This is a genomic window from Brevundimonas vesicularis NBRC 12165 (assembly GCF_001592205.1).
GTDB classification, from domain to species: Bacteria; Pseudomonadota; Alphaproteobacteria; order Caulobacterales; family Caulobacteraceae; genus Brevundimonas; species Brevundimonas vesicularis.
In genome coordinates, this window is the sequence record NZ_BCWM01000008.1 from 1 (window position 1) to 22,354 (window position 22,354).

The 22,354-nt window shown below is 68.1% G+C and carries 28 protein-coding genes; 9 read left to right on the forward strand and 19 right to left on the reverse strand.

Features of this window, described 5'->3' with window-relative positions; translation table 11 throughout:
• The 8 genes from BVE01S_RS07555 to BVE01S_RS07585 form a co-directional block, all read right to left on the reverse strand.
• On the reverse strand, nt 1-701 hold a 701-nt coding region (locus tag BVE01S_RS07555; RefSeq protein WP_066626210.1), incomplete at its 3' end, for a flagellin.
• Nucleotides 702-919: 218 nt separating this feature from the next.
• On the reverse strand, nt 920-1,111 hold the full coding sequence (locus BVE01S_RS07560) for a hypothetical protein (protein WP_066626211.1): 192 nt from the start codon (nt 1,109-1,111) through the stop codon (nt 920-922).
• Nucleotides 1,062-1,541 carry a hypothetical protein gene (locus BVE01S_RS07565; protein ID WP_066626212.1) on the reverse strand — a complete coding sequence of 160 codons (480 nt, stop codon included), beginning with the start codon at nt 1,539-1,541 and terminating at the stop codon, nt 1,062-1,064. The genes BVE01S_RS07560 and BVE01S_RS07565 overlap by 50 nt, the downstream gene beginning before the upstream one ends.
• A complete protein-coding gene (locus tag BVE01S_RS07570) occupies nt 1,538-1,921 on the reverse strand; it encodes a M15 family metallopeptidase (RefSeq protein WP_066626216.1) in 384 nt (127 codons plus the stop codon). The genes BVE01S_RS07565 and BVE01S_RS07570 overlap by 4 nt, the downstream gene beginning before the upstream one ends.
• On the reverse strand, nt 1,918-2,187 hold the full coding sequence (locus BVE01S_RS07575) for a hypothetical protein (protein ID WP_066626218.1): 270 nt from the start codon (nt 2,185-2,187) through the stop codon (nt 1,918-1,920). Before BVE01S_RS07575 ends, BVE01S_RS07570 begins: the two co-directional genes overlap by 4 nt.
• The gene (locus tag BVE01S_RS16770; protein ID WP_157076445.1) at nt 2,184-2,339 is read right to left on the reverse strand and encodes a hypothetical protein; all 156 of its coding nucleotides are present in this window, start codon (nt 2,337-2,339) and stop codon (nt 2,184-2,186) included. Before BVE01S_RS16770 ends, BVE01S_RS07575 begins: the two co-directional genes overlap by 4 nt.
• Nucleotides 2,336-3,772 (reverse strand): DUF2793 domain-containing protein, encoded by a 1,437-nt coding sequence (locus BVE01S_RS07580; protein WP_066626221.1) that lies wholly within the window; start codon nt 3,770-3,772, stop codon nt 2,336-2,338. Before BVE01S_RS07580 ends, BVE01S_RS16770 begins: the two co-directional genes overlap by 4 nt.
• A 143-nt stretch (nt 3,773-3,915) precedes the next feature.
• The gene (locus BVE01S_RS07585; RefSeq protein WP_017504140.1) at nt 3,916-4,377 is read right to left on the reverse strand and encodes a DUF4112 domain-containing protein; all 462 of its coding nucleotides are present in this window, start codon (nt 4,375-4,377) and stop codon (nt 3,916-3,918) included.
• A 68-nt stretch (nt 4,378-4,445) separates the two neighbouring features.
• Here BVE01S_RS07585 and BVE01S_RS07590 point away from each other — a divergent pair, with 68 nt between their 5' ends.
• Nucleotides 4,446-5,402: an endonuclease/exonuclease/phosphatase family protein gene (locus BVE01S_RS07590; protein ID WP_066626223.1), complete on the forward strand. Its 957-nt coding sequence runs from the start codon at nt 4,446-4,448 to the stop codon at nt 5,400-5,402.
• Here BVE01S_RS07590 and BVE01S_RS07595 read toward each other — a convergent pair.
• The 6 genes from BVE01S_RS07595 to BVE01S_RS07620 are packed head-to-tail and all read right to left on the reverse strand — an operon-like array spanning nt 5,377 to nt 10,241.
• Nucleotides 5,377-6,591, reverse strand: a complete 1,215-nt coding sequence (locus BVE01S_RS07595; RefSeq protein WP_066626224.1) for a CCA tRNA nucleotidyltransferase — start codon at nt 6,589-6,591, stop codon at nt 5,377-5,379. The two genes, BVE01S_RS07590 and BVE01S_RS07595, sit on opposite strands and share 26 nt — an antisense overlap.
• On the reverse strand, nt 6,588-7,250 hold the full coding sequence (locus BVE01S_RS07600; RefSeq protein WP_066626226.1) for a CoA pyrophosphatase: 663 nt from the start codon (nt 7,248-7,250) through the stop codon (nt 6,588-6,590). Before BVE01S_RS07600 ends, BVE01S_RS07595 begins: the two co-directional genes overlap by 4 nt.
• Nucleotides 7,247-7,792 (reverse strand): DUF1285 domain-containing protein, encoded by a 546-nt coding sequence (locus tag BVE01S_RS07605; RefSeq protein ID WP_066626227.1) that lies wholly within the window; start codon nt 7,790-7,792, stop codon nt 7,247-7,249. The genes BVE01S_RS07600 and BVE01S_RS07605 overlap by 4 nt, the downstream gene beginning before the upstream one ends.
• Before the next feature lie 38 nt (nt 7,793-7,830).
• Nucleotides 7,831-8,325, reverse strand: coding sequence for a GNAT family N-acetyltransferase (locus tag BVE01S_RS07610; RefSeq protein ID WP_066626474.1), 495 nt, complete (start codon nt 8,323-8,325; stop codon nt 7,831-7,833).
• 60 nt (nt 8,326-8,385) lie between these two features.
• Entirely contained in the window at nt 8,386-9,159 is a 774-nt protein-coding gene (locus tag BVE01S_RS07615; RefSeq protein WP_066626229.1) for an enoyl-CoA hydratase, read from the reverse strand.
• Nucleotides 9,156-10,241: an MBL fold metallo-hydrolase gene (locus BVE01S_RS07620; protein WP_066626231.1), complete on the reverse strand. Its 1,086-nt coding sequence runs from the start codon at nt 10,239-10,241 to the stop codon at nt 9,156-9,158. The genes BVE01S_RS07615 and BVE01S_RS07620 overlap by 4 nt, the downstream gene beginning before the upstream one ends.
• 126 nt (nt 10,242-10,367) lie before the next feature.
• Here BVE01S_RS07620 and BVE01S_RS07625 point away from each other — a divergent pair, with 126 nt between their 5' ends.
• From BVE01S_RS07625 to BVE01S_RS07640, 4 genes are all read left to right on the forward strand, one after another.
• Nucleotides 10,368-11,333 (forward strand): hypothetical protein, encoded by a 966-nt coding sequence (locus BVE01S_RS07625; protein WP_205678520.1) that lies wholly within the window; start codon nt 10,368-10,370, stop codon nt 11,331-11,333.
• A gap of 101 nt (nt 11,334-11,434) precedes the next feature.
• A complete protein-coding gene (xth, locus tag BVE01S_RS07630) occupies nt 11,435-12,220 on the forward strand; it encodes an exodeoxyribonuclease III (protein ID WP_066626233.1) in 786 nt (261 codons plus the stop codon).
• Nucleotides 12,221-12,225: 5 nt separating this feature from the next.
• Complete coding sequence (locus BVE01S_RS07635; RefSeq protein WP_066626235.1) at nt 12,226-12,741, forward strand: hypothetical protein; 516 nt, start codon at nt 12,226-12,228, stop codon at nt 12,739-12,741.
• Between the two features lie 88 nt (nt 12,742-12,829).
• Nucleotides 12,830-13,747: a cobalamin biosynthesis protein CbiG gene (locus BVE01S_RS07640; RefSeq protein ID WP_066626238.1), complete on the forward strand. Its 918-nt coding sequence runs from the start codon at nt 12,830-12,832 to the stop codon at nt 13,745-13,747.
• On the opposite strand, the gene BVE01S_RS07645 is transcribed toward BVE01S_RS07640, so the two are convergent.
• Both BVE01S_RS07645 and BVE01S_RS07650 read right to left on the reverse strand, forming a co-directional pair.
• Entirely contained in the window at nt 13,744-14,466 is a 723-nt protein-coding gene (locus BVE01S_RS07645) for a hypothetical protein (RefSeq protein ID WP_066626240.1), read from the reverse strand. The genes BVE01S_RS07640 and BVE01S_RS07645 overlap by 4 nt on opposite strands.
• The gene (locus BVE01S_RS07650; protein ID WP_066626478.1) at nt 14,463-14,936 is read right to left on the reverse strand and encodes an RNA polymerase sigma factor; all 474 of its coding nucleotides are present in this window, start codon (nt 14,934-14,936) and stop codon (nt 14,463-14,465) included. The genes BVE01S_RS07645 and BVE01S_RS07650 overlap by 4 nt, the downstream gene beginning before the upstream one ends.
• 153 nt (nt 14,937-15,089) lie before the next feature.
• Between BVE01S_RS07650 and BVE01S_RS07655 the strand changes: the two genes are divergently transcribed.
• Nucleotides 15,090-16,376, forward strand: coding sequence for a S8 family serine peptidase (locus BVE01S_RS07655; protein WP_066626244.1), 1,287 nt, complete (start codon nt 15,090-15,092; stop codon nt 16,374-16,376).
• Between the two features lie 90 nt (nt 16,377-16,466).
• The gene (locus BVE01S_RS07660; RefSeq protein ID WP_066626245.1) at nt 16,467-17,054 is read left to right on the forward strand and encodes a hypothetical protein; all 588 of its coding nucleotides are present in this window, start codon (nt 16,467-16,469) and stop codon (nt 17,052-17,054) included.
• A gap of 51 nt (nt 17,055-17,105) precedes the next feature.
• On the opposite strand, the gene recN is transcribed toward BVE01S_RS07660, so the two are convergent.
• Both recN and BVE01S_RS07670 read right to left on the reverse strand, forming a co-directional pair.
• Nucleotides 17,106-18,803: a DNA repair protein RecN gene (gene recN / locus BVE01S_RS07665; RefSeq protein WP_066626246.1), complete on the reverse strand. Its 1,698-nt coding sequence runs from the start codon at nt 18,801-18,803 to the stop codon at nt 17,106-17,108.
• A gap of 76 nt (nt 18,804-18,879) precedes the next feature.
• On the reverse strand, nt 18,880-19,734 hold the full coding sequence (locus BVE01S_RS07670; protein ID WP_038293489.1) for an outer membrane protein assembly factor BamD: 855 nt from the start codon (nt 19,732-19,734) through the stop codon (nt 18,880-18,882).
• A gap of 190 nt (nt 19,735-19,924) precedes the next feature.
• On the opposite strand from BVE01S_RS07670, the gene BVE01S_RS07675 reads away from it, so the two are divergent.
• Together BVE01S_RS07675 and BVE01S_RS07680 are read left to right on the forward strand one after the other, a co-directional pair.
• Nucleotides 19,925-20,860 (forward strand): ribose-phosphate pyrophosphokinase, encoded by a 936-nt coding sequence (locus tag BVE01S_RS07675; protein WP_039245590.1) that lies wholly within the window; start codon nt 19,925-19,927, stop codon nt 20,858-20,860.
• Between the two features lie 83 nt (nt 20,861-20,943).
• Nucleotides 20,944-22,074, forward strand: coding sequence for a hypothetical protein (locus BVE01S_RS07680; protein WP_066626247.1), 1,131 nt, complete (start codon nt 20,944-20,946; stop codon nt 22,072-22,074).
• A 67-nt stretch (nt 22,075-22,141) separates the two neighbouring features.
• Here the strand turns inward: BVE01S_RS07680 and BVE01S_RS07685 are convergent, their stop codons facing one another.
• The gene (locus BVE01S_RS07685) at nt 22,142-22,351 is read right to left on the reverse strand and encodes a hypothetical protein (RefSeq protein WP_066626249.1); all 210 of its coding nucleotides are present in this window, start codon (nt 22,349-22,351) and stop codon (nt 22,142-22,144) included.
• Between the last annotated feature and the right edge of the window lie 3 nt (nt 22,352-22,354).

Here is a 22,354-nt window from a genome sequence, read left to right on the forward strand (position 1 = left end):
TCTGCGTCCACCAGGTTGCCGATGCCGGCCTCGGTCGAGTCCTGCAGCTTGTTGACGAAGGTCAGTTGACGCCCGACCGACTTGGACTGCGTGCCGATCGTGGCCAGGTCAGCGGTGATCTCGGTGATTGCCGCATCGACGATGGCGGTCGTGGCGCCGGCGCGGGCGGCCGTGCCGGCGGAAACGGCCGTGATCGGGGCGGCCGCTGCCTTATCGGTCGTTCCGAAACCGATCTGATAGGTTCCGCCGCTGACGTTGGTGGTGATATTGGTGGCCGTGGTGGTGTTCCACAGGTTGACGCCGTCGAAGGTTGCGCCCTTCAACGCCGCATCGATTTCCTTGCCCAAGGCGTTGAAATCGGCCAAATATGAGGTTTCGGCAGCTGAGCCGGCGACCGACGATTGAATGCTGACGGCCAGCGATTTCATCTCTTCCAGGGCGGCGGTGATAGTGTCGCCGGCGGCCAGGGCCACATCGACGATCGACTGTCCGCGCTGAAGTGAATTCCGAACCGCATCCATGGCGCCCATGTTGGCGCGTTGGGTCGTCGCGATGGCGTAGATCGCGCCGTTGTCCTTGGCCGAGCCCACCTTCAGGCCCGTCGAGACACGGTTTTGCGTGCGCTCCAACATAGCGTTGGTCGCATTGAGGTTTTGCAGGGCGACAGCGGCGCCGTAGTTCGTATTGATGCTCGTAGCCATTTTGGCTTTCCTGTTCACTTCGTGTGATGTCCGACGCCATTTTAGCGTCAGGAGCGTTTTGCTCGGTCTTCAGGAGAGCAAGGGCGGGGCCAGTCCAAAATGCGACGCCGGCCAGACGCCGACACTGATTTCATTGAACTTATCTCGGCGGTTTGCGAAACGACCCGGCAAGCCTGCACACCAGGCGGCAGAAGTTGCCGAGTCGTTTTTGCAGGGCGTCAGTCGCGGCGTCGCACCTGCGCGTCCTGCATCGCGCGCTCGGCCAACAGGGTCTCGACCGCCAGCCGTCTCGCCCCGTCGCAGGTCACGATCTGGGCGCCGCGCAGCAGATAGGCCGCGTCCAGATCGCCGGCCGTCGGTTCAGCCGGTAGGGTCGCCAGCGCGCACGGGCGTGTCGCCGCCTCCGGCAAGACCAGTCGCGCCGGCGCAACCGTCGAGATCGGGGGCGACGCGGCACAGTTCGCGGTCATGGTCGCGAAGGCGATCAGCGCGGCGGGTCTCCAAGGGATGGTCGGCATCGTCGGCGCTCCTGCTCTGGGCGACGGCGGCCGTGGTCGCCCGGTCCGCCGCCCCCGTCATGTGGTGATAGTGATCGACGCGCTGGGCCTGAGCCGCAGCGCCTTCGGTTTCGATGCGTCGGGCGTCAGCCTGCGCCGCCGCCACGGCAGTCGCATCCCGCGCCTGATTGCGCGCGGCCTCCAGACGCTTGTGCTGCAGGTTCAGCGGGTCCCAGCGGAAGCCGAGCCCGCCCAGCAGGACGAACCCCAGCGCCAACGCTGTCGCACCCACCACCAGCCAGCCGAGCGGCGTCAGCGCCCGCAGTATCGATCCCGCGCTCATGGAAAGGCCTTGCGATCCAGCTCGAAATGCGGACCGTCCCGCAACGTCTTCCAGTCGCCGCCCCAGATCAGCGGCGTCTTCAGATCCCGCGCCGCCGCCTTGAACGCCTCGGCGATCCGGCCATACAGCGGCCAGTCCCATCGCACCTGCCCTTCGACCAGGGCGGCGACATCGACGGCATGGCCCGTCAGATGGCGCGAGCGCGCGGTGCGGCTGGCGCCCGCCTTGACCAGGGCGGCCTGACGTTCGGCCGTGCGCAGCCCCTCGGTGATCATGAAATCCACGGGCGTGCGGGTGATGGCCGCCTCGACCACCGCAATCAGGGCCGGATGCACGCCGACGAGCCGTGCCCGCGACCGGCTGGACAGACGAAAGCTCATGGTCGACCTCCGCTGATCCGCAGCCGGGCTGTGGCGATCAGGGTGATCAACTGTTGAGCGGTCGGCGCCACCAGATAGAGCACCAGGATCAAGGCCAGCAGGCCCATCAGCCCGTCCGTGATCCTGGGCAGCATCTCAGCCGGCATCCGCCCGACCGTGCGCATCAACATTACCCATAACCCCGCGCTGAGAGCAAAGACGTAGAGGCGACGAAACAGCCACCGCCCCTCCGCCAACGGGACCGCCCCCTGTTTGTGTCGGGTCATCGTTCGTCCTCCTCGTCATAGGTTTCGACGGCGCAGCGGCCGTCCCATCCGGACTGGGCGCGCCATTCCCCGTCGCTGAGGCAGTCGGGCGCTTCCCACGCCTCGGCCTCCAGCACTTCGACCGGCTCGGCCGGATGTCCGCGCCGGGTCATCCGACGACCGTGATCAGAACCGCGCCCGAAGCGCCCAAACCGCCTTGGCCGCCGAAGGTCAGGCCCGCGCCGCCTCCCCCGCCCCCGGCCCCGAACAGCGCGCCTGAGCCGCCGGGGCCGCCCGCTCCGCTCGCTGATGCGTCGCCACCCCCGCCGCCGCCGCCGACGATCGACAACAGCGGCTTGGGCGAGGCCTGTCCCGCAGCGCCCGAGACGCCGCCGGCCGCGCGAAGGCCCGACCAGCCGCCGACGCCGCCCGCGCCTCCGGCATGGGGGACATCCGCTGCACTCAGACCGCCCCCTGCCCCGCCACCGCCCGGCCCGTCCGGGCAAAGGGTTTCTGCGCCCGTCGCCGCTGTCGCGGTTGTCGAAGAGCTGCCGCCAGGATTGGCGGGTCGCTGGCCGATACCGCCTGCCCCACCGACGCCAGAGCCGCCTGCGGTCCCTCCCGTCGCGCGCAACAGAACCGTGTCACCCGTCGCGACCTCACTATCGCCGCCCGAAACGCCGCCGATCCCGCCGGCGCCGACCGTGATCGTCAGGGCGCCGTCCAGATCGTCGGCCGACCAGCGTCCTAGGCTCAGCCCGCCGGCGCCGCCTCCGCCGCCGCCGAGGCGCGACGCACCAGCCGCACCCGCCAGCCCTGCGCCCCCGCCGCCTCCGCCGCCCACGCACGTCGCCTCGACCCAGCGCGCCCAGGCCGGCAGGACATAGTCGTCATCGCTGGTGAACAGCGTCGTGTCGCGCCGGATCGCGCCTTGATCGAAGCCGATACGCCCCGTCGCGCGATCCACGCGCCACACCGACCGCCATATCCCGGCGTCGTCGCAGGCCTTGAGGCTCAGGTCGTCGTCGCCGATCAGCCCCAGCTCTGCGCGGGCGGCGTAGCCGCTCTCAAACAGCAACGACAGGACATCGCCCGCCGTCGCCTTATTCAGCGTCAGGCGCAGATCGCCGTCGCCGCCTTCCTCCTCGCCGCGCGCCGTGAACAGGGCGGCGTTGATCCTGGCCGCCAGGGGATTGGCGTCGTCGGCGGTCGTCCCGAGACCCAGCCGCGTTAGGCCCTGCACCTCGCCCAGTCGCTGCCCCAGCGTGATCCAGCCCTCATCGGCCCGCACTACCACGACGCCTTCATCCAGAACGCCGGCGATCATGCCGTCCGGCGTCGTCACGACGGTCCAGCCGCCGCGCTCGAACCGCATCAGGGCGCCGGCCGCACGCCCGGCCCAGGCTACGCCTTCGGCCTCTTGCGGCAGGATATAGAGATCGCCATCCGACGCATCGGCCGGCTGGATGACCGTCGTGCGACTGACCACCGCCGTCTGCAACAGGGCGTCCAGCCGGGTCAGGGCCGTATTCAGGGTCACATGCTTCTGCATCTGCCCCGCCGCCAGATAGGGCAGGTTAAGACGCGCGCTGAAATCGTCGCTCATTCTTCTCTCCGTTGTCGTGGAGATCAGTCTGGGCGCAGCCCTTCCTCAGGCCGGAAGACGGGCGGTCATTTGGATCAGGTCCTTGATTTCAGGCAGATTCGTTGCGGAGAAAACGATGGCTAGGCCGCCTCAGCCAGCGCATCTCAATCGTGCAGATAGATGATCCGCTTCAGCGTCTTGTCGTTCTGCACGCGGGCCTCGTGCATCTCGTGGTCGCCGGTGGCGCGCGCATTGGCCTCGGTGTCCTCGACCCAGTGGGTGCTTTCGATATGTTTTTGCAGCGCCCGCGCCGCCATCAGCTGTCCGGGAAAGAAGGTGTCGACGATGTCGCCCGCGATGGGCACCGTCCCAGTGGCGGTGTCGATGGCCATATAGGCCCCCATGCGCGCCAGGGTCGCCGGCGTCGCCTTGGCCCGCACGGCCTGAAGCATCAGCCAGCCGCCCGTCCCGACAGTGTATGCCGTGCCGACGACCGGCACCCAGGTCAGCATGGCGTCCAGCCCCATGCCGAACGGGCCGATGCCGATGACCCGGTCCGACAGTTTCTTGACGCCCTCGACATTGGACCAGATGTTCTCGATATCCCGGATCGACCGTCTGGCCATGTCGCCCTCCAAAGCGTCGCCTTAACGCTGGGCGAGGCTTCCTGTTCAATCCGAGAGATACGTCTTCGATGACCCTGATCAAGCTGGCGGCGAATGTGACGGCGAGCGCCCTGCTGCTGGGCTTGGCGGCTTTCGGCGTAGCGGCGCTCAGCGGCATCGGCCATCGCTGGGTGGATATCCTGGCGCAGTTCACATCGCCGGTATTGCTGGCGGCCGTCGGCGTGACCGTAGTGTGTCTGCTCTTTCGCCTATGGCCGGCCTCGATCGTCGGTGGGCTGATGTGCGTGGTGCTGGCCCTGTCGGTCTGGCCGCAATGGACGCCGACGAAGGGCGTGCCCGTGCCTGACCAGCCGATCGTCCGGGTCTATTCGGCCAATCTGTATGTGTTCAACACCGACGTCGCAGCCATGCGCCGCTCCATCGCGGCCGCCGACGCCGACATCCTGGTGCTGGTCGAGTTGGGGCAGGCGCCGGCGTCGAGGTTGGACCAGTTGCTGCCGGACTATCCCCACCGCGTCCTGATCGGCCAGGCGCGCGCCGGCGACCACGCGCGCTCGATCATCGCCTCACGCTATCCGATCCTGCAAGGCCTGCCCGAGCGTCCCGACGGCCTCAGCGCTGTAGGCGCGACGGTTCAGACGCCCGTCGGCCCGATCAACGTCTTCGGGGTCCACCTGACCCGACCCTGGCCCTATCAATATCAGTGGGGTCAGATCAGCCAGGTCATGGCCCTGTCCGAGCGCATGAAGGCCGCGCCAGACCATCCCGTCATCGCCGCAGGAGATTTCAACAGCGTCTCCAGCGCCCGCATCGGCAAACAGATTCAGTCCGACTTGGGCCTGATCCCCGCGCCCGGCTGGCCCGGCACCTGGCCCAGCCAGATTCCCGCCTTCGCCGGCATTACCATCGACCAAGTCTATCGTTCGCCGGATCTGGAACTGATCACGCGCCGCCTGGGCGAGCCGACGGGATCCGACCACCGCCCCGTCATCACCGAGTTCACCCGCGCTCAGCCGCCGCGATAAGGGTCTTCAGCCGCGCCTCATGCCCCTCGGCAGGGAAGTCGTCAGCGACCCAACCGTCCTCGAACGCCTTCAGCAACCGTCCTGTCTTCGGCCCTGGCGTCAGGCCCAGACGCGCCAGATCGCGCCCCCCCACAGGCATCTTGGGCGGAGTCCAATCGGCGGCCAGCGCCCGCAGCCGCGCGCCATCGCCCCTGCCGGCCGCCTCAGCGCGCATCAGCCGATCTTCGAACGCCCTGGGTCCCAAACGATAGATCGCCGCTCGCGCCTCGGCGTCGCTCATCGTCGGCGAAACGGTAGGTCCATCCGCGACCGCCGCCGCCAACCGATCTCGCCCCGCGTTCGACAATCTCAGACCACCCGCGATCTCCGCCACACCTCCCGCATCTGCGGGCAGCAAGGCCGACAGCCGCATCACAGGATCGTCGGTCAGGTCACACATCGCCTCGAACAGCGCTAGCGGTTGCGCCTGCGGCAGCGCTTGAGCCAGCACGCCGGTCTCGGCCATCGCCCGCACCGCCGCACGCGGATCGGGCGCCGCCAGCAGTTTCAACACCTCCTTGGACACCCGCTCGGCCGACAGCTGCGCCATGCCGCCCTTCAGCGCCGCGCACGCCGCCAGTCCGACCGCGTCCGGCTCACCCCGCCCGTACCAGGCGTAGAATCGGAAGAAGCGCAGGATGCGTAAGTAGTCCTCGCGGATGCGCGTCTCCGCCTCGCCGACGAAAACGATGCGTCCCGCCGCCGCATCCTCCAGCCCGCCGCCGGTCGGATCGAACACTGTCCCTGCCGCATCGGCGTAAAGGGCGTTCAGACGAAAATCCCGCCGCGCCGCATCCTCTGCCCAGTCCTCTGTGAAGGCGACCACCGCGCGGCGTCCATCCGTCTCGACGTCGCGGCGCAGGGTCGTGATCTCGTAGGGACGCCGCTCCGACACGCCCGTCACCGTGCCGTGCTCGACGCCCGTCGGCACGGCCTTCAACCCGGCCGCCTTCAGCGCCGCCATGGTCTGTTCGGGTCGCAAGCGCGTGGCGATGTCGATGTCGTCGACGGGCTGCCCCAGCAGACTGTTCCTCACGCAGCCGCCCACGAACCGCGCGCAGCCCGCACCGCCCGCCGCTTCTAGCGCCCGCATCACCGCGCGCGTCGCCTGGCTTTCCAGCCAGGGCTGTCCCTTCACAGAGACGCTCATGCCGCGTCCTCATCAGCCGCCGCCTCTGGCGCAGCCTCGTCGCCATACAGCCGCACGTGCAACGCCTTCAGAATCCCCGCCGTCACGCCCCAGATGTAGCGCTCGCCCCAAGGCATGGCCCAGAACCAGCGCCGCAGCCCCTCGTCGATGTCGTAGAAGTCGCGACGATGGTTGGCGGCGTCCATCAGAAAGTCCCACGGCGTTTCGAACACCTCGGCGACCTCGTCCGGCGACGGCGTGGTTACCGGCGCCTCGCGCAGCCAGCCGATCACCGGCGTGACCAGAAATCCGGTCCCCGTCTCATAGGCGTCCGACAGGCCCAGCACCTCGACCGCCGACGGGTCCAGCGCCACCTCCTCGTCCGCTTCACGCAGCGCCGCCTGAACTGCGGTCTCGCCGGGGTCCAGCCTTCCGCCCGGAAAGGCGATCTGCCCCGTATGCCGCGCCAGGGTGTCCGCACGCCGCGTCAGCAGCACCGTCGCGCCCTCGGGCCGCGCCACGATGGGGATCAGCACCGCCGCCGGCCGAAGTTCCTTGGCCGTCCGTGTCGCTTGCGGATTCAGGTCAAAGTCCGACCGCGCCGCGACCAGTTCAGGCCGCCACGTCTCGACCGGCGCCAGCCGATCGACCAGCCGCGCCCTCAAGGTCTCCAGGCTCACGTCACCGCGCCCAGCGAGAAGACCTGGCCGCCCGACCGAACGACCAGTCGTCCGTCGATCTCTTGGGCCATTTCGACCATCTCATAGAAGACCGACCGCGCGATGCGCGCCCACAGACCGCGGCGCACATGGATGCGCGGCGCCGGCTCGCCCGTCGTGGGATCGGTTTCGACGACGATGGGATCGGCTTCGCTCGCCCTCACCTCGTCACCGACATCGGTGATGAAAATCAGGACGTCGCCCTCCCGCCGCATCGCGACAGCCCGGAACGGCAAATCCTCGACGGTGATCTTCAGCTTTTCGACCGGCGTGACCAGGTGATAGCCGTCCGGGTCCTTCCTCAGCACCGTCGAGAACAGTCGCACCAATTCCTTGCGGCCAATGGGCGAGCCTTCATGCATCCAGACGCCGTCCGTCCGGATGACGATATCGATTTCGCCGCAATGCTCGGGATGCCAGAGGTGGACCGGCGGCAGCCCCTTGCCGGGCGCCTGTTTGGCCGCCTCGGCGACGGCGTTCAGTCCTGACTTGGGATTATCCATCCCCCTGACTTAGGCCCCGCGAACCGCGCGGGAAAGGGTCAGCCGATGCGAACCGAACCCGAAACCTGATTCACCCCGGTCGCCAGCCACAGGACGCGGCGACGATCCACGGGTCCGGGCAGGATCGCCTCGGGCGCATGGGCGAATCCGAACCGCTCGAAATAGGCCGCATCTCCAACCAGCAGCACACCGCCGACGTCCAGCGTCCGTGCCTGATCCACGCATGCCTGAACCAGTTCGGCGCCTAGTCCGTCGCTCCGGCGACCGGCGTCCACCGCGATCGGTCCCAAAAACAGAGCCGGGCTGTCTCCAACCACGACAGGCCACAGTCGCACCGAGCCCACCACTTCCCCATCGCGCTTCACGACAAAGCCCGCGCTTGGCTGCGAGCCTTCTCGCAGACGCTCGGCCGTCTTGGCGAACCGTCCCGGCCCGAAGGCGGCCATGACCAGTGCATCCACGCCTTCGGCGTCGGCCAGGGTCTCGGCTTCGATACGGCTTACGGCCGGAGGTATGGAAAGGGCGTGCGACATCGGCGCGCGCACCTAGAAGCAAAGCTGCGCCAAATCAAGGCAAGGCCTTGTGACGACCGCTCAACCCGCCTTCGAAAAGTCCGGCGCCCGCTTCTGCGTAAAGGCCATGAAGGCCTCCATCGCCTCGGGACTACGCATCTGCGAGCCGAAGGCTTCGCCCTCGCGCTGCATCAGTCCCCACAGACCTTCTGCGTCACGCATCAGCCGCTTGGTCTTGCGGATCGAGTTGGGCGCTCGGGCCGCCACCTTGGCCGCCAGCTCCGCCGCCGTCGCCTCGACCTGATCGGCCGGGACCGCGCGATTGGCGATGCCCCAGGACAAGGCCGTCCGGCCATCCAGCGGCTCGCCCAGCGCAAACAGTTCGAAGGCCCGCTGATGACCGATCACGGCCGGCAACAACAGGCTGGACGCCGCCTCGGGCGCCAACGCCAGATTGACGAAGGGCACGGACAGCAGCGCATCCTCGGCCACCACCACCAGATCGCAGTGCAGCAGCATGGTCAGGCCGATCCCGACCGCCCGCCCCTTCACGGCCGCCACAGCCGGCTTGTCCAGATCCGCCAGCGCCTTCAGGAAACGAAACACAGGCATGTCGCCCGGCCCCGCCCCTTGCGAGCCCAGGGCGATGAAGTCCTGAATGTCATTGCCGGCCGAGAAGCTGTCGCCCTCGGCGCGCAGCAGCAGCACCCGCACCGCATCGTCGGTGCGCGCCCGCTCCGTCGCCTCGGCCAGGGCCGAATACATAGCCTGGGTGATGGCGTTCTTCTTGTCGGCCCGGTCCAGGGTGACGGTCAGGACGCCGTCGGCGAGTTCGCTGCGGATATGTTCGCTCACGTCGTTTCCTCGTCCCGTGCGACGGCGCTCCACCAATCGACGCCGCTCTCGTCCCGCGTCCGCGTCGCGCGGCCGCGCCTTTCCAGATAGTTCAGGTGCGCCTGGGCCTCGCCCGTGGCCATGCCCAGCACCCCGTCCCCGACCGCTCGACCGAAGACGGCGGAGAAGCCGTCGATCACCCTAGACGGTTGACGCAACGTCCGCTCAAGCCGTTTCAACGCGACCTCATGCCCTCGCTTCAGGGCATCGAGCCGCGCGTGGACGCCATAGAAGGGTTCGCCATGCGCCGGCAGGACGAACGCGCCCTCCGGCAACAGCGCCCTCAGCTTGTCCAGCGAGTCCATCCAGTCGCCCAGCGGATCGGCTTCCGGCTCCGTCGACCAGACCGAAACATTAGACGAAATGCGAGGCAGGATCTGATCCCCGGCTATGAAGACGTCGTCCGACCGCCGCCACAGGCAGACATGCTCCGGGCTGTGGCCTGACCCGACGACCACGCTCCAATCGTCTCCACCGATCTGAACAATGTCGCCGTCGGACAATCGCAGATAGCTGCGCGGCATTGTCGCCACGCCCTTGCCGAACCCGCCGTAGTCGGCCCGCCAGCGCGCGATCTGCTCCTCGTTCCACCCCGCCGCACGGTAGTGTCGGTCGCCGTCCGCAGGCGCATCACCCGCCTCCTCGGCCATCAGCATCCTGGCGGTCACATACTCAAGTCGCGACATCAGCAACGGCGCGCCCGACCGCTCACATAGCCAGCCCGCCAAGCCGATATGGTCGGGATGCATATGGGTGCAGATCAATCGCGTCACGGGCCTGCCGCCCAGCGCGCCATCCAGCGCTGTCTCCCACGCAGCAACGGTCGCCGATGTCTTCAAACCCGTATCGACGACGACCCAGCCGTCGCCGTCCTGGACCGCATAGACATTCACATGGTCCAGTTGAAACGGCAGGGCGAACCGCAGCCACAGCACGCCGCGCGCGACCTCAATCGCCTCGCTCGCGCCGGGCACGGCGTCGAACGGATAGGTCAGCCCCCGCCCATCCTTCGCGGCCGTCGTCGGCGCCGTTCCATCAGCCAAGTCAGTCTCCAATCGAAACGCGCAGATACTTAGCCCGCGCCCGGACCCGCCGTCCACACCCGCCTTGACCCTGCCCAAATACACCGCCACGAAGCGGCCATGCATTCAGAAAGCCAAGGTGTTTCCATGAAGTCCCGCCTCGCCGCCGCCTTTGCGGCGCTTGTGTTCAGCGCCTTCGCCGTCGCGCCCGCCACGGCGCAGGATCAGGAGCGACAGCAACCGCAACAGCAGCAGCAAATTCCGCAGAGCGCCGACAACGAGTCTGCCGTAAGGCAGAGCAGCGGCTCGCGAGCCTCTGCCCGTCCACGCCGCGAACGCGCGCCTGCCCCGCCGACGCCCGAGCAAATCCTGGCCGCCGCCCAGGCGCAGATGGCTTTGACGACGACTGGCTGTCAGGTCAGCGAAGCCAAGCTGCTGGGCAAGACTGCGGCCGACACGACGGTTTATGAAGTCGCCTGCGGAACCGCACCGGGCTACATCGTCGAAACCAAGACCCCGCCCGAAGCGAGCAACTGCATCATTTTGGCGCATTCCGCCGAGGTGGCGCGCGCCGCCGACCCGACCGCATCTCCTGCTCAGTGCACGCTGGCGGCCAATACCGACGTCCAGAAGTTCCTTCGCCAATACGCCAAGGACGCGGGCGTTGCTTGCACCGTTGATCAGGCGAAGCTGCGCGGACAGTCCAGCGACGGCGCAGTCGTCTATGAGGTGGGCTGCTCAGACGGGCCTGGCTACTGGATCAAGCAGCAGGCCGCGACCTGGACGAAAACACCCTGCATCCAGGTCGTCGCCGAACGTGGGGTCTGCGACTTCACCACCGCGACGGAAAACGCCGCCTTCGTGAAGACGCTGCTGGCCGGTTCGGAAGCGGCGTCCTGCAACGTCACCGAAGCTCGCCTGATGGGTCAGAACGGCAACGGCGTCTTCTATGAGGCCAAGTGCGACGGCGCCGATGGCGTCATCGCTCGCTTGAATGCGGAAAATGTCGTTCAGCAAATCTATCCTTGCGCCACCGCCCAGCAGATCGGCGGCGGCTGCAAGTTGACGACGGCTCCGGCCGCTGCCGCGGCGCCCGCCGGCGGTCGCCTCTAAGCCAGTCAAAGGACTGATCCAAGGGCCGTCGGAGCGATCCGGCGGCCCTTTTCTTTTGCGCCCTCTTTTCCAAAACCGAGACGCAGCCTAGCGTCGCCGTCATGCGCATCGCCACCTGGAACGTGAACTCCGTCAACGCCCGCCTGCCCACCGTGCTGGCGTGGCTGGAGCAGGCCGCCCCCGACGTCGCCTGTTTCCAGGAGATCAAATGCGTGGACGAGAAGTTCCCGCGCGAGGCTTTCGAGAGCCTGGGCTACAATGTCGAGACCCACGGGCAGAAGAGCTACAACGGCGTCGCCCTGCTGTCGAAGTATCCGCTGTCCGACATCCGACGCGGCCTGCCCGGCGACGAGACCGACGAACAGGCGCGCTACATCGAGGCGCTGGTCGAGGCGCCCCGACCCATTCGCGTCGGCGCCATCTATCTGCCGAACGGCAATCCGATCGGGACCGAGAAGTTCGATTACAAGCTGGCCTGGTTCGACCGGTTGAACCGCCATGCCCAGTATCTGCTGGCGTTCGAGGAGCCGCTGGCCCTGTGCGGCGACTACAACGTCATTCCCGAAGCCGAGGACGCCAAGAATCCGACCGCCTGGACCGACGACGCCCTGTTCCAACCGCAGAGCCGCCAAGCATTCCGCGCGCTCAAGAACCTGGGCCTGGCCGACGCGCACGAGATCGGCGGCGAACCAGCGGGAACCTATACCTTCTGGGACTATCAGGCCGGCGCCTGGCAGCGGGACCATGGCATCCGCATCGACTTCGCGCTTCTGTCACCCCAGACCGCCGACCGATTCCGGGGGATCGAGACCCACCGCGACGCCCGCGACATGGAAAAACCCAGTGACCACGTCCCCGTGGTGGTCGATCTCGATCTGGAGGCCTGACGACCATGGCCGACGCCTTGCGGGTGGTGTTGCTGATCGCCCTCGCGGCGGCCCTGCTAACGACCCTGGCTCTGGCGTTGTCGTGGTGGATGGAGCCGCCGCGCCGCCTGCACCGCGCCATGCTCAAGACCTTGGGCGCCGCGCCAGAGGTCGAGGCCGTGTCGCCGGGCGAAGGTCGCGCCTGCGCCCTGAATTTCGACGTCGAACAGGTCGTCGTGCTGTGGGCCAACGGCGCCCATGGCCTGGTCTATGCCTTCGATGAGGTCGAGGGGGGAGAGATCATCGTGGACGGCCACGTCGTCGCCCGCATCCGCCGGGGCGAGGCGCGCAAGTCGCTGGACGTGCTGGCCCCCGACGCCGAACAGGTCGTGCTGCGCCTGATGTTCGCCGACGCCCGCCACCCGGAGTTCGAGCTGGCCCTGTGGGACGCCGCCCTGCCCGTTCAGACGGGGTCGCCCGGCGAGGCGCTTCGTCTCGGCCGCCGCTGGCTGTCGCATCTGGAGGCCCTGCTGAAGGGCTGAGACGGCGCATGGGCCTTTCAGTCGCCGCGATGCGGCGTTAGAAGCCCGGCTCACTCCTATCCGACACGCCTTTATCAGGGAGGCCGCCTTGGCCCGCCTTTTCGACGCCTATATCGTCGCCGACTGGACAGCCGCCGAAACCAAGAAGCTCGGCGACACCTCGCTGTGGATCGGAGTGGCCAAGCGCGACGTGCGTTTCCGCCTCTATACCGAGACGCACAATGTCGCGACCCGGGCCGAGGGCGAAGCCCTGCTGGCCTCGATCCTGGCGGACCACAGAAAGCGCGGCGACCGGGTGCTGGTCGGGCTGGACTTCAACTTCGGCTATCCCGCCGGCACGGCTGCGCGCCTGAAGCTGGAGGGAACGGCGGGGCAGGCCCCGTGGCAGCTGATGTGGAAGTTTATCGCCTCTAACATCGTGGACAAGGCCGACAACACCAACAACCGCTATCAGGTCGCGGCCAAGATGAACCGGCTGATGACCGACGAGGCCTGGCCTCTGTGGGGCGCGCCCGCCAAACAGGCCCAGCGCTGGTTGACCACGACCAAACCGCCCGCCGGCTCCGGCGCCGACATCCCCGAGTTCCGCGCCACCGAAAACGCGGCTCGCAAGGGCCGGCTTCAGCCCAAGAGCGTGTGGCAGATGCACGGCGCCGGCGCCGTCGGCGGCCAGACCCTGGTCGGCATCCCGGCTGTGCGGAGGCTGCTGGAAAGCCTCGGCCCGTCAGGCGCCGTCTGGCCCTTCGGCACCGGCTGGCGCGCGCTGACCCCCGATGACGTGGAACCCTTGTCGGCCCTGGTTGTCGAGGTCTGGCCGTCCATGCACGAGACCAAGCCTCAACCCGGCGAGTTCAAGGACCAGGCCCAGGTCCGCTCCACGGCCGAGGCCCTCGCCCGGATGGACGAGGCCGGCGACCTGGCCAAGGCGTTCGCCCCGCCCAAGGACGCCACGCCCGAGCTGATCGCCCAGGTCGAACAGGAAGAAGGCTGGATTCTAGGCGCCTAACGCCAACCGTCGTCGCGCGCGCGGCGTTCGGCGGCGGTGTCCACAGCGTCTCCGGCGATGGTCGTATCGACAGCCGCAAGCACGATGGCTGGCGTGTCGCTCGAGGCCGTACGGATTTCACCGCCCGGAGACCCCGCCGGCGCCAGCGCCTGAAGCCGCCAGTCTTCGCCTTGGCGACAGACCAGACCCGCGACCCCGTCCTGCGTGGCGGTGAAGGTCCGACACCAGCGTCCTTCGGCGTTCCGGAACGTCAGTCCGACCGCCCGCCCTTGGTCGTCGGCGCCGTCGGCCGCCAGGCCTGTGTTGAGCACCCGCACCAGCCCTGCGTCCGCCACGGCGCCGTCGCTGGTCAGGGCGAACCCGGTTGACCCGTTCAGCGACGGCGCGATCAGCAGGCCGGCGACGAAGGCCGCCGTCGCCAGACCGCCCCAGGTGACGGCCGACCGGGGCGCAAACGCTTGGCCGAGCCAGAGCTTCCAGCCTGCGCTTTTCGTCGGCGCGGCGCCCGACGCCATGATGAGCCGGGCCAGATCCGCATCGCGCGCATCGCTTTGGATCGGGAAGGCGGCGCGCGCAGCCGCGCTGGTTGTCCGCAGCGCCGCCAGCCGAGCCGCCAGATCGGCGTCGCTTGCAGCCGCCGCATCGATCCGCTCGCGCTCGGCGACCGGCATTTCGCCGTCGATCCGCCGCATCAGGGTTTCGTCGTCGTAGCGGGTCATCCGGTGATTCCTTGAGCGGCGAGAACTTCGACCAGGGTCTGGCGGCCCCGCACCAGTCGGCTGGTCAATGTGCCGGCGGGCACGCCCAGAACCTGCGCCGCCTCGGCGTAGGACAGGCCCTCGATCAGGACCAGGGCCACAGCCTGACGCTGATCGTCCGGCAGGGCGTGGATCGCGTCGCGCGCAGCCAGGGCGTCGGTGCGCAACCCCTCGCCGGCCTGGGCCGGATCGGGCGCCTGCGGCGTGGCGTCGTCCTCGGGCGAGACGACGCGGGACCACCGCTGGGCCTTTCGACCGTCGTCTATGGCGATCCGTCTCATGATCGTGAACGCCCAACTGTCCAACCGCGTACCCGCCCTGAACCCCTTTCGCGAGGCAAGGGCGCGCTCGACCGTTTGTTGCACCAAATCCTGAGCGTCGGCGTCCTGAGGCCGCAGAACGCGCGCGAACCGGCGAAGGCGCGGAAGCATCGCCACCAACTCCGTCTGAAATTCGTCCACGCGTGTTCCTCTGCCATGAGGGATGAAACGCGCGGCGTGGCGCGTTTCATCCCTTGTCACAAGCGAATGGGCATAGGCGAATGGATCGCCTGACGATGCAAGACGGCGCAAGGAGCGGATCGGGTGATTTTGAACCGGCTGACGATCGGATGGATGGCGGCGACGGTAGTGGCCTGCGCAGTCGCCTCGCCGGCCGTGGCGCAGATCGGCCTGCCGTCAACGCTTCCGTCGTTGCCTTCAGGCCTGAGCGATCGCATTCCGCAAAGGGGAACGCTTGAAGGTCTGGCGCGCGATACCGTCGAGGATGCGCTCAGGGCGCCTGGGCGCCTGACCGATCTGGTTCGAGGCTCGCGCGGCGCGCTGCAGACGGATCCCGACGGCTGGCCCGTGGTGAAGGGCGAGCTCGTGGCGGTTGACCTGCCGCAGGACGCGCGGGACCAAGCTCTGGCTGCGGGCTTCATCGTTCTGCGCGAAGAGCGTCTTGACGCGCTCGACCTGTCGATCGTGGTCCTGGCGCCGCCACGTCGCCTGACGCTGGATCGCGCGGTGCGACGGCTTCGCGAAATGGCGCCCGGCGCTGAAATCACCTACAACCACGTCGCCTCTCCTGCCGGAATGGCGGCCGCACCTTTCGCGCCGCCCGCTTCTGCACAGACGAACGGCGCCGCGCCGGGCGCCCGCCTTGGATTGATCGACACAGGCGTCGAAGCGACCCACCCGGCCCTGGCCGGATCGGCCATCGAGCAACGCGGCTTCTCTGGCCCGCCGCAAATGGGCGCGCACGGCACAGCGGTCGCATCGCTGATGGTCGGGGATGCGGGGGGCTTCAAGGGCGGCGATCCCGGCGCGGCGCTTTTGGTGGCAGACATCTACGGCGGTCGCGCGGCGGGCGGGTCGGCGACAGCCTTGGCCTCGGCCCTGGCCTGGATGGTCGAACGTCACGTCGCCGTCGTGAACATCAGTCTGGTCGGGCCGCGCAACGCCCTGATCGAACGCGCGGTGTCGGCCGCGCAGCGGCGCGGTGTCATCCTGGTCGCTGCGGTCGGAAACGACGGCCCCGCCGCCCCGCCCCTCTACCCCGCCGCCTATCCGCAAGTCATCGGTGTCACCGCCGTCAACGCCCAGGGCCGCGTCCTTGCCGAAGCGGGGCGCGGGGATCAGGTCGATTACGCCGCGCCGGGCGCCGACATGGCCGCCGCCGGACGCGCCGGCAGTTTCGTCTCGGTGCGGGGCACCTCCTTCGCCGCGCCGCTGGTCGCCGGCCTGATCGGAAAGTCCGGCCGCCGGGGTTTGAACGCGATCGACGCCGGCGCATCCGGCCGCGACGCCGTCTATGGCCAAGGGGTTGTGGGCCTCTCCCTGCGCACCCCGCCGGGCGCTGTCGGCGCGCGCGGACGTCTGGCGTCGTAAAAAAGATTCGTCTGTCGGGATGAAACCGACCGACGCCGTCGTTGGACCCTGTGAGGGCGATCAAAGCCCGGAACAACAGGAGATACGACGATGAAGAAGACCCTGATGACCGCGACCGTCGCCTTCGGCCTGATGCTGGCCGGCGCCTCGCAGGCTCAGATCCTGGGCGGCTCGGGCGGTCTGGGCGGCAATCTCGGCGGCAGCCTGGGCGGCCAGGTCGGCGGCCTGACCGGCGGCGCGACGGGCGCCGGCTCGCTGACCGGAAACCTGGGCGGTTCGTTGGACAGCTCGCGGGTCACCGACCGCGCGACATCCACCCTGACCCGCGCCGAACGCCGCGCTCAGCAGGCCCGCGCCCGCGCTGAGGCCACGGCGGCCCGCACCCGCGACGCCGCCGCCTCGACGGCAAGGACGACGGTCGGCACGGCGCAAACCACCGCTGGCGCGGCACGGGATCGCGCGTCCGGTCTGGCTCAAGGCGCCGTGTCGACCGTGAACTCCGCATCGGTCTCCGGCTCGGCGTCGGGCGACGCATCCAGCTCCGCCTCGACCTCGCGCGGCGACGCGGCCACCTCGGGCTCGGCCAACGGTTCGGCCTCCGCCTCACGCGGCGGCGTTGCGCTGTCGGCCGGCGCCAGCGCAAACGGCTCGGCCAACGCCGGCGCCAAGCCCAACTGATCCTGAGTTGATTTTGGCGGCCCCCGGAGCATGCGCTCCGGGGGTTTTGTCTTATCCGATCAAAGCCCGCGCCGCCGCGCGGGCTTCGTCGGTGATCTCAGCCCCGGACAACATGCGCGCGATCTCTTCCTGACGGCGCTGATCGTCCAGGGCGACGACGGTGGTGGTGGTCAGGCCGTCGCGGTCGGCCTTCATCACCTTCCAGTGGGCATGGCCGCGCGCGGCGACCTGGGGGCTGTGGGTCACGACCAAAACCTGGGCGCCGTTCGACAGGCGTTTCAGGCGCGAACCGACGGCCTCGGCCACCGCGCCGCCGACGCCCTGATCGACCTCGTCGAAGATCATCACGGGCTGACGCATGTCCTCGCGGCTCGCAAGAGCGGCCTTCATCGCCAGGGCGAAACGCGCCAGTTCGCCGCCCGAGGCGATGGCGTCCAGCGGGCCGAAGTCGGTTCCGGCGTTGGTGGCGATCTGGAAGCGCACCGTCTCGACGCCGTCCGGCCCGCGTCGGCCCTCGATCGGCTCCAGAGCCACGCGGAACCGCGCGCGCTCCAGCTTCAGCGGACCCAGTTCTCCCATGACGGCGGCGGTCAGACGCTCGGCGGCGGCTTCCCGCGCCGAGGTCAGGAAGGTGGCCGCCAGATCATAGGCTTCCGCCGCCTCGGCCGCCTCGCGCCCGGCATTGGTCAGCGCCTCCTCGCCATCCTCGATCAGCCGAAGCTGCTCGCGCAGGCGAATGCGCAGGGTCGGCAGGGCATCGACCGTGGTGTGCAGCTTGCGGGCGGCGGCGCGCAATGCGAACAGACGCTCCTCGGCCTTGTCCAGACGGCCGGGCTCATAGTCGAAGGCGTCGGCGGCGGCGTCCACGGCGGCGAGGGCTTCCGCCGCCTCGACCATGGTGCGGTCGATCGCCTCCACGGCGGCCGACAGTTTGACGATGACCGGATGATCGCCCTCGGCGCCCGCTTGCCCTGCCCTCTGGCGCGCATGTTCGACGGCCCTCAACGCCGCGCCCAGCTTCTGGCTCAGCTTGTCGCCGCCTAGTTGGGTGCGCGCGTCGCCCAGATCCGCGATGGCCTTTTCGGCGGCGCCCAGCAGGGCGCGTTCGCCTGCCAGTTCCGTCTCTTCGTCGGCGCGAGGATCCAGCGCATCCAGTTCGGAGAGGTTCAGGCTGATCTCTTCACGCCGCGCATCGGCGTCCGCCGCCTGCGCCCTCAGCTCGGCCAGCTTGGCCTCGGCGGCCTTGAGCTTGGCGGAGGCCGCCGCGACCGCCGACAACTGAGGCTGCAGCCCGCCATAGGCGTCCAGCGAAGCGCGGTGGGTGCGCCAATCCAGCAGGCCCACCGTCTCATGCTGGCCGTGCACCTCGACCAGGGCCGCCCCGATCTCTCGCACGGCCGTCACACCGGCCGGCTGATCGTTGACATAGGCCCGGCTGCGACCGTCGGCGCCCAAGACGCGGCGAAGGATCAAATCCTCCCCCGGCTGCACATCGAATCCCTTGTCGGCGATCAGGGCCAGCAGATCGGGATCGTCGGGAGCCGAAAACACGGCGGTGGCCACGGCCTGTTTGGCGCCATTGCGCACCAGGCCTGCGTCGCCGCGCCCGCCGAGCGCCAAGCCGAGCGCGTCCAGAATGATCGACTTGCCGGCCCCGGTTTCGCCGGTCAGCACGGTCAAGCCGTTTTCGACCTCAAGGTCGAGCACGTCCACCAGGACGACGTCACGAATGGAAAGGGCGGTCAGCATCGCGTCAGGCGCCGGCGGAACGAATCATGACCGACAGAATCCCGATCCCCGCCGGATTGCACAAGCCGTCGCGTGATCAGCCCGGAATGATCCGCTGCAGCCAGCTTTCGCGCTTGCCCTCGGGCGCCTTGTCCGGCGTCTGACCGTTCTCGGTCAGCAGCGCATAGGCCTCGGCGTACCAGGGGCTGCCCGGATAGTTGTAGCCCAGCACGGCGCCGTTGCGCGTCGCCTCTTCCTTCAGACCCAGCTGGAGGTTGACCTCGACCAGGCGATACAGGGCTTCGGGCGTGTGCGAGGTGCGCTGGAAGTCCGGGTTGGCGATCACGGCCTTGTAGCGGTTCAGGGCCGCCAGCGGCTGGTTGGCGCGCTGATAGTAGCGGCCGATATTCATTTCCTTGCCGGCCAGTTGGTCGTTGACCATGTCGATCTTGACGGCGGCGTCCGACGCATAGGGCGTGCCCGGATAGCGGCGCGAGACATCCTTCAGACCGGCCAGGGCGGCGGTGGCGTAACCCTGATCGCGCCCCACGTCGGTGATCTGCTCGAAATTGCAGACCGCCTTCATGTAGAAGGCGTAGGACGCCGACGGATTGCCGGGGAACAGCTGGATGAACCGGTCGGCCGCCGCGATGGCGTCGGCATAGGCGTTGTTCTGATAGTAGGCGTAGATCTGCATCAGGATCGAACGACGCGCCCAGTCCGAATAGGGATGCTGGCGTTCGACTTCCTGGAAATAGTCCACGGCGTCGGACCAGCGGCGCTGCTGCAACCGATCATAGCCGGTGTTGTAGAGCGCCTCGACCGGACGTTCCTCATAGGCCAGCTTGGGGCGGTTCTTGCCCGCGCAGCCTGAAATCGTCACTGCGGCGAGCGCCGCGGCCATCAGCACCATGCCGGAACGGAACTTAGAAGCGGACAAGGACGACCCCATGACGTGTGAAGGACGGCCCTGAAGCCGTTCCCCGGAAACCAACGCGGCGACCTCTAGCACCCGCAACCGAGCCGCGCCATGCCGAGGAAAACTCAGCATACGACTTGCCCTGCCCGGCTCCACTGGTAAAGAGCGCGCCAACCGACCGCCGTTCATGGGGGGCGGATGACGGCGAAAGGATGACCGGCCGATGAAGCTGCTCTCAGGCAACTCCAACCGCGCACTGTCCCAGGCGATCGCCGACCACCTGGATGCGCCCCTGACCAAGGCCCAGGTCAAGCGGTTCGCCGACAACGAGGTCTTCGCCATCATCGAGGAGAACGTCCGCGGCGAGGACGTCTTCATCCTGCAGTCGACCTCTTATCCGGCCAACGACAACCTGATGGAGCTGCTGATCATCACCGACGCCCTGGTGCGGGCCTCGGCGAAACGGATCACGGCCGTCATTCCCTATTTCGGCTATGCGCGTCAGGACCGTAAGACCGGCGGCCGCACGCCGATCTCGGCCAAACTGGTGGCCAATCTGATCACCCGCGCCGGCGCCGACCGCGTTCTGACGATGGATCTGCACGCCGGTCAGATCCAGGGTTTCTTCGACATTCCGACCGACAATCTGGTCGCGACGCCCGTGCTGGCCCAGGATATCAAGGAAAACTACGCCCGTGGCGACGACCTGATGATCGTCTCGCCCGACGTCGGCGGCGTGGTGCGTGCGCGTTCGCTGGCCAGCCGCCTGGACGCCGATCTCGCCATCGTCGACAAGCGCCGGCCCAAGGCGGGCGAGAGCGAGGTCATGAACATCATCGGCGACGTTCAGGGCCGCCGCTGCATCCTGTTCGACGACATCGTCGATTCGGGCGGCACCCTGGTCAACGCCGCCAAGGCCCTGATCGACCAGGGCGCGACCGAGGTCTCGGCCTATATCAGCCACGGCGTCCTGTCCGGCCCCGCCGTCCAGCGCATCACCGACGGCCCGCTGAAGGAGCTGGTGATCACCAACTCCATCGAGCAACCCCACGAAGTTTTGAACTGCCCGAAAATCCGAGCGGTTTCCGTGGCTCCGCTGGTCGGAGAGGCTATCCGACGGATCGCGAACGAAGAATCGGTATCGAAACTGTTCGATTAACCTTCGGATAACCATAAGGCCCGCCTTATAAGCGCCAACAGTATTGGCGCTTTTTGCGCGCGTATTCGCCTGAGGAAGTCTCCATGAAAACGGCCCTACTGAGCCGCGGTCTGTCGGCCGCCGCCCTCGCCGCCGCTGTCCTGCTCGCCAGTTGCGAGAGCGGACCTTCGAAGGCCGAGCTGGAAGCCCAGCGTCTGGCGGCCGAACTGGCCGCCCGCAAGCCGCCCCCCGTGTCCCTGAATCAGGGCGTGGCGGACGCCGCCGCGATCTACGTCGCCTTCCTGCGTGAAGCCCAGACGATCCAGCCGGGCGGCTTCCCCGATGCGGAATCGATCCAGGCCGCCCTGCGCAAGGGTTCGGCCTATGACGCCGACCAGTTGTCGCGCGGGCTGATCGCATACGGCGCCATCATCGCCCTGCAGTCGCCCGAGTTCGTCACCGGCGTACAGCAGTATGCGATCGATCCGGCGCAACGTCAGCGCATGGTCGCCCAGATCGTCGCCGATCCGGCCTACGCCGCCACCCTGCCCGGCGCCGATGCGGCCGCTGGCCTGATCTCGGCGACCGTCGGCAAGGACGCCATCGCCATGCGCGCCATCGCCGAGGCGATCGAGCAGGACGCCTACACCATCCAGGGCCGCAGCGATCCCCGCCGCCGCTGGGCCATCACGCCGATTCCGAACCGCGAAGTCCGGCTGGAAAGCGCAAAGACGCTGTCGGCCGTGAAGATGCTGCCGTCGCCGGAGGAATCGAGCCGCCTGTTCGCCGCCGCCAATAGCGGTACGGGCTTGGGACTGGAGCCTTCACGCAAGGGCCCGCCCTACACCCCCGCCGTCGTCCGCTCTCTGGCCATCGCGGCTCTTGGCGCGCTCAGCGCCGGCGGCGACGAGGCCCGGGTCAACACCGAGGCTCTGACGCACGAGCCGAACAGCGAGTTCTGCATGGATATGTCCAAGCTGATGCTGTTCCAGTGCCTGGCCGCCTCGCGCCCCAGCTACGAGGACATCTTCTGCCTGGGCCGTCACATCACCCGCGACCTGGCGACCTGCACCACCGAGGCGACGCAGATCACCACCATCGTCGTCGGCGACCCTCAGGAAACCGGCGCCGCCCCTGCGCGCACGCCTATCTCCGTCACCGTCCCGCAAGCGACGCCTGTTCCGACCCCGGCCGTTGCGACGACCCAATCGCTGAACACGACGCCGTCACGCTAAGCGACGCTTCAAACAGAGCAAGGCCCGCCCCGAGCGATCGGAGCGGGCCTTTTTCTTGGCGACCGGCCTATTCGTAACCGTGCGCCGCCTCGTTGATGACTTGTGACGGCATGGACGAGAAGTCCACGGCGACGGGCGTCGCGGTCTTGGATTGATAGGTCCTCAGCACGTGCGTCAGACGACGACGCACCTCACGTTCGGCCTCCGTGCCGGAGTCGAGCGCCAGGGGCGCCAGGCAGAAGTCGATGATGGCTTCGGTTCGGGTCAGCGGTTCCATTTG

Excerpts from the sequence above, each read along its gene's own strand:
- BVE01S_RS07625 (WP_205678520.1), top strand. The coding sequence starts at position 10,368 with ATGAAGTCCCGCCTCGCCGCCGCCTTTGCGGCGCTTGTGTTCAGCGCC.
- BVE01S_RS07660 (WP_066626245.1), top strand. The coding sequence starts at position 16,467 with ATGAAGAAGACCCTGATGACCGCGACCGTCGCCTTCGGCCTGATGCTG.
- BVE01S_RS07680 (WP_066626247.1), top strand. The coding sequence starts at position 20,944 with ATGAAAACGGCCCTACTGAGCCGCGGTCTGTCGGCCGCCGCCCTCGCC.
- BVE01S_RS07670 (WP_038293489.1), bottom strand. The coding sequence starts at position 19,734 with ATGGGGTCGTCCTTGTCCGCTTCTAAGTTCCGTTCCGGCATGGTGCTG.
- BVE01S_RS16770 (WP_157076445.1), bottom strand. The coding sequence starts at position 2,339 with ATGACCCGGCGCGGACATCCGGCCGAGCCGGTCGAAGTGCTGGAGGCC.
- recN (WP_066626246.1), bottom strand. The coding sequence starts at position 18,803 with ATGCTGACCGCCCTTTCCATTCGTGACGTCGTCCTGGTGGACGTGCTC.
- BVE01S_RS07635 (WP_066626235.1), top strand. The coding sequence starts at position 12,226 with ATGGCCGACGCCTTGCGGGTGGTGTTGCTGATCGCCCTCGCGGCGGCC.
- BVE01S_RS07610 (WP_066626474.1), bottom strand. The coding sequence starts at position 8,325 with ATGTCGCACGCCCTTTCCATACCTCCGGCCGTAAGCCGTATCGAAGCC.
- BVE01S_RS07565 (WP_066626212.1), bottom strand. The coding sequence starts at position 1,541 with ATGAGCGCGGGATCGATACTGCGGGCGCTGACGCCGCTCGGCTGGCTG.
- BVE01S_RS07595 (WP_066626224.1), bottom strand. The coding sequence starts at position 6,591 with ATGAGCGTCTCTGTGAAGGGACAGCCCTGGCTGGAAAGCCAGGCGACG.
- BVE01S_RS07605 (WP_066626227.1), bottom strand. The coding sequence starts at position 7,792 with ATGGATAATCCCAAGTCAGGACTGAACGCCGTCGCCGAGGCGGCCAAA.
- BVE01S_RS07645 (WP_066626240.1), bottom strand. The coding sequence starts at position 14,466 with ATGACCCGCTACGACGACGAAACCCTGATGCGGCGGATCGACGGCGAA.
- xth (WP_066626233.1), top strand. The coding sequence starts at position 11,435 with ATGCGCATCGCCACCTGGAACGTGAACTCCGTCAACGCCCGCCTGCCC.
- BVE01S_RS07650 (WP_066626478.1), bottom strand. The coding sequence starts at position 14,936 with ATGCTTCCGCGCCTTCGCCGGTTCGCGCGCGTTCTGCGGCCTCAGGAC.
- BVE01S_RS07585 (WP_017504140.1), bottom strand. The coding sequence starts at position 4,377 with ATGGCCAGACGGTCGATCCGGGATATCGAGAACATCTGGTCCAATGTC.
- BVE01S_RS07685 (WP_066626249.1), bottom strand. The coding sequence starts at position 22,351 with ATGGAACCGCTGACCCGAACCGAAGCCATCATCGACTTCTGCCTGGCG.
- BVE01S_RS07575 (WP_066626218.1), bottom strand. The coding sequence starts at position 2,187 with ATGACCCGACACAAACAGGGGGCGGTCCCGTTGGCGGAGGGGCGGTGG.
- BVE01S_RS07590 (WP_066626223.1), top strand. The coding sequence starts at position 4,446 with ATGACCCTGATCAAGCTGGCGGCGAATGTGACGGCGAGCGCCCTGCTG.
- BVE01S_RS07675 (WP_039245590.1), top strand. The coding sequence starts at position 19,925 with ATGAAGCTGCTCTCAGGCAACTCCAACCGCGCACTGTCCCAGGCGATC.
- BVE01S_RS07580 (WP_066626221.1), bottom strand. The coding sequence starts at position 3,772 with ATGAGCGACGATTTCAGCGCGCGTCTTAACCTGCCCTATCTGGCGGCG.
- BVE01S_RS07570 (WP_066626216.1), bottom strand. The coding sequence starts at position 1,921 with ATGAGCTTTCGTCTGTCCAGCCGGTCGCGGGCACGGCTCGTCGGCGTG.